At 48.0% G+C, this 4,362-nt stretch carries 5 protein-coding genes and 1 tRNA gene; 1 reads left to right on the top strand and 5 read right to left on the bottom strand.

From position 1 onward, the window contains the following. The coding region (locus tag ACKOVI_RS06995; protein WP_509603356.1) for a saccharopine dehydrogenase family protein at positions 1 to 741 on the bottom strand (741 nt) is incomplete at its 3' end. A gap of 94 nt (positions 742 to 835) precedes the next feature. On the opposite strand from ACKOVI_RS06995, the gene ACKOVI_RS07000 reads away from it, so the two are divergent. Next, positions 836 to 908: transfer RNA gene (locus tag ACKOVI_RS07000), tRNA-Arg, on the top strand. 1 nt (position 909) lies between these two features. Here ACKOVI_RS07000 and ACKOVI_RS07005 read toward each other — a convergent pair. The 4 genes from ACKOVI_RS07005 to ACKOVI_RS07020 form a co-directional block, all read right to left on the bottom strand. After that, positions 910 to 1,086 carry a hypothetical protein gene (locus ACKOVI_RS07005; RefSeq protein ID WP_509603357.1) on the bottom strand — a complete coding sequence of 59 codons (177 nt, stop codon included), beginning with the start codon at positions 1,084 to 1,086 and terminating at the stop codon, positions 910 to 912. Positions 1,087 to 1,099: 13 nt separating this feature from the next. Continuing rightward, the gene (gene purU, locus ACKOVI_RS07010) at positions 1,100 to 1,939 is read right to left on the bottom strand and encodes a formyltetrahydrofolate deformylase (RefSeq protein ID WP_509603358.1); all 840 of its coding nucleotides are present in this window, start codon (positions 1,937 to 1,939) and stop codon (positions 1,100 to 1,102) included. A 17-nt stretch (positions 1,940 to 1,956) separates the two neighbouring features. Further along, positions 1,957 to 4,059, bottom strand: a complete 2,103-nt coding sequence (locus tag ACKOVI_RS07015) for an MMPL family transporter (RefSeq protein WP_509603359.1) — start codon at positions 4,057 to 4,059, stop codon at positions 1,957 to 1,959. A 210-nt stretch (positions 4,060 to 4,269) separates the two neighbouring features. After that, positions 4,270 to 4,362: FmdB family zinc ribbon protein (locus ACKOVI_RS07020; protein WP_509603360.1), on the bottom strand; the 93-nt coding region annotated here is incomplete at its 5' end.

Below are 4,362 nucleotides of genomic sequence, written 5' to 3' on the forward strand. Positions count from 1 at the left end.
ATTGACTTTCTTAGGGATTAATACAACCTCTTCGTGCTCAACATCGACACATTCAACCGGCCCGATACCTTCTGGGAAATCAAAGGTGACGCCACCCGTAAATGGCTTGGCGGTATGGAAATCGCCGTTCTCCCAAATCAATGGGGGATTGAGACACTCTTCAATTGTTGTCCAAATTGAAAATGAAGGAGCAAATACATAGCCATCGACAGTGAGATTTGATCCATCGAGAATGGTGACTGCATCGATTTCGCTGAAGAGATAATCCTGTGCATAGCGGGCAAAGACATCGCTCATTCCGGGTTCGATTCCCATCCCTACGAGTGCATACTTGCCCTGTGCCCTCCAATCGGCATCTTGTGCAAATTGTTCATCACCCAGCATGACACCGGTCTTATTAAAAGGATCTGTTGGGTGAGCCGTCGATAGCGACATCGCCATATCGATATAATTCACTTCAGCGCTCTTTGCTGCATTGAAGATATTCATGACAAATCGTGGATCGACAGCATTGACTACAACATCAGGATTGACTTTCCGAATCAACATTTCAAGCGCCACCAGATCGCCGGCATCCACCTCCACTGCAGTAAATCGTGGGTCTTGGATCTTTGAAGTGACAGCGTTTGCGCGAGTAAGGTCGTAATCAGCAATCACTAATTCAGTGATAAATGGCTTACGAGAAGCGATATTTGCGATTGCACTGCCAACTCCGCCTGCGCCGATAACGAGCGCTCTCATGGATTGGCCTTTCGCTTGGATGGATACGAATCCCCTATGGATTCTTGGGAAGGCTACCTATACCGATAACCTTTGCCAAGCATTTACGCATTAAGTCCTAGTAGCTCAGTGGATAGAGCAACCGCCTCCTAAGCGGTAGGTCGCAGGTTCAACTCCCGCCTAGGACACTTACTTTCTTTTAATCTTGCGAAGCTCTTTACGCATCGCTCTCATTTCAGCGCGCTCTGCCTTCACTGCCTTATTGGTAGGAAATGCCCATTTAAGGATTGGAATCAAAATCAGAGCAATGACGGCATAGCCAGCGAGCCCTTGAAAGAAGAGCTCATTGTTGATTCCCCCGAGCATTAGGCAGTATCAATCATGAGAAGACAATCGTGCGGTGACCGACGATAAAGATGCGGTCCTCTGCATAGAGTTGAACAGCGCGGGATAAGACACGTCGCTCGATGTCGCGGCCTATCGAAATCAGCTGCTCCGGCGTTGCGGTATGGCCCACATGTGCAACATCTTGTTCGATAATCGGCCCTTCATCAAGGTCCGCCGTAACAAAGTGCGCTGTAGCCCCAATGATTTTTACACCGCGATCATGCGCCTGGTGATATGGCTTTGCGCCTTTAAATCCTGGTAAGAACGAGTGATGAATATTGATGATCTTGCCGGGAAGAGCAGCGCAGAATTCGGAGGAGAGTATCTGCATATAACGAGCAAGAACAACAAAATCGATCTTGAGTTCTTCAATCTTGTTAAGCATCACGGCTTCCTGATCCGCTTTATTGCTGGAATCAATTGGAAGGTACATAAATGGAATTCCGTGGGACTCAACGAGGGCCCTCAATTCTTCGCGATTTGAAATCACGAGTGGAATTTCAATAGGCATCTCATTGAGTTCGAGAAGGTAGAGAAGATCGCGAAGGCAGTGACTTTCCTTGGTCACAAGAACTAAGGCGCGTGGCTTTTCATGGGTCAGGCGTATCTGGAGAGCAGGCTTAAATTGAGCAAGTCCTGCCTGCAGAATAGCAGTAGCTTTTTCAAGAGATTGTGCAGATTCGAAGCGAGTGCGCATCACAAAGGTATTTGTGGTGTGGTCAGTAAATTGCTGATTTTCAATGATGTTGCCTTCTGCAGCTAGAACAGCGCTGGTCATCGCGTGAACGATTCCAGGTTGATCAGCACATTGCAGAGAGGCGATGAGATCCATTCGCGAATTCTACGGACTTAATGCTTAATGGTAAATCGCTGCATGCTCTTAGGTGCCCACCAGTTGCGTTCACCAAAGAGGCGCATGAGTGCAGGAACTAAGAGAGCGCGAACAATCGTTGCATCGAGCATGACCGCCAGAGCGACACCAAATCCCATCGATTTAATGGAGGTTACTCCGCTGAGCACGAAGGATGCGAAGACCACTGCAAGCAATACTGCCGCAGCTGTAATGATTCGTGCAGATCTCTGAAGACCGATAGCCACTGCATCTTCATTAGATTTGCCTGCATCATGTTCTTCACGAATACGTGAGAGCAAGAAGACTTCGTAGTCCATGGAAAGTCCGAAGACCACGACTGCAATCAAGATAACGATGGATGTATCAAGAGTTCCGGTAACAGTGAAGTCACCTACAAGCCATTGCAAGTTTCCATCGATGAATACCCAAGTCAGTACACCCATGGTTGCTGCGAGTGAGAGTACGTTAAGAATGATTGCCTTGATTGGCAGAATCACAGAACCAGTAAAGAGGAAGAGCAGAATCAGGACGCTGATTGCAATCCACCCAAATGCAAGTGGCAAGGTTGCTGAGATTCCATCTTGTGAATCTGTGTAATCGGCTGCAACTCCGCCGATGATGGTGCCGGCAGGTGCTTGAATATCTCGGAGTTCATGAATCAAGTTCTGCGCTTCTGGTGAACGCGGCAACATTGAATGAATTGCAGTTACGCGAAGGTCATCACCGTATGGTCGAGCAGGATTGACCAGGACGATTCCATCAACTGTGGAAACCTGTGCAAGGTATGTAGTTACTTCATCGCTCTTTGTCACACCGTTAGGGATGATAATTTCAACAGGATTTCCGGTCTGACCTGGGAAGCGCTCTGCTTGAGTTGCCGTTGCGATGGCAGCAGGATTTGAAGCAGGAAGTGTGCGTGAATCTGTTTGCGAGAACTTCGCAGCAGTCAGTGGTGATGCCAGGATTCCTAAGAAGATGAGCGAGAGTGCCGTCACTGCAACAGGACGACGCATCACAAAGCGTGCAGTTTGCGCCCATCGACCTTCTTCTTTAGGTGTTATCGCACTTCGGCGAACAACACCCTTATCAATTTTGTTTCCGACCATCGCAAGGATTGGCGGCAAACCACAAAGTGCACCGATGACAGCAAGGGCCACAACGGATACACCGGCATATCCAAATGATTTAAGGAAAGGTAGCGGGAAGAAGATCAAAGACATCAAAGTCACAAGGACAGTCAGACCTGAGTAAAAGACGGTCTTTCCGGCCGTTGCCATCATATTAACGATGGAATCTTCAACGCTCTTGCCATGATGGAGCTCTTCGCGGAAGCGGTTGACCATCAATAATGCGTAATCGATACCTAGTCCAAGACCCATACCTGTCGTGAGGTTGAGGGCATAGACGCTGACATCGGTAAAGAGTGTGAGCAAATACAAGATCAAGAATGCGCCGAGAATTGCAAAGACTCCGACAATCAAAGGCATAGCTGATGCGGCGAGAGCGCCGAAGACAAATGCCAACAAGATAAATGTCAGTGGAATCGAGATTGATTCAGAGAGTTTGAGGTCTTTTCCAATCTTCTCTGTGATGGCATTTCCGATAACTCCAAAGCCACCGGCATAGAGAGTGAAGCCATCGACCTTGCCATCGTAATTCTTCTGGAAGGTGCTTCCGAGTTCTTGGCTCTTGGGACTAAATGCTTCGCCATTTCCGTAAATCAAAATGTATGCCGCATTGCCATCCTTTGATTTCAGGGATGGAGCACCACCTGATGACCAATATGAAAGAGTCTTTGACACGCCATCTTCAGTTGCCATCTTCTTCTCGAGCGCAATTGCTCGAGCAGCAACAGTTGGATCATCAACACTTTTTCCAGCATCGACCATCACGACAATTGCAGGATCGGATTCCTTAAGAGTGTCTTTGATGTAGGTATAGACCTTGTATGAATCACTTGAAGCAATCGAGTATCCGCCAGAGTCGAGACGATTGAATACTTGGGCTCCGACTCCACCTGCAACTAATGTGGCGATAATGAAGAGGATTACTGCAATCTTTTTGCGGCGAACGGCGAAGTGTCCAAGTTTTTCAAACATGGCTGAAGTATGCAGGAGTAGACTTGAGACTTCTCGTTCGAAAGGGGCGTAAAGGACTATGAGCGATATCTTTCCCGTCACAACAGATGATGAACGCGACCCTCGTGAAGATCAGAACGCTGACTCAGTTCGTGAAGCCGAGATTAAGGGCGATCGCCCTCCCCACCACGGCGACTAGCCTTTAAATTCACATGGCTCGAGGCCATTGAATTAGTCGCTCGAAGAAGACTTAGGTACGGAATCAGTCTTATAGAAACCAGAGCCTTTAAAGACAACCCCGACGTTCCCATAGACCTTCTTCAC

This window comes from Candidatus Planktophila sp., assembly GCF_046070465.1.
Lineage (GTDB): Bacteria > Actinomycetota > Actinomycetes > Nanopelagicales > Nanopelagicaceae > Planktophila.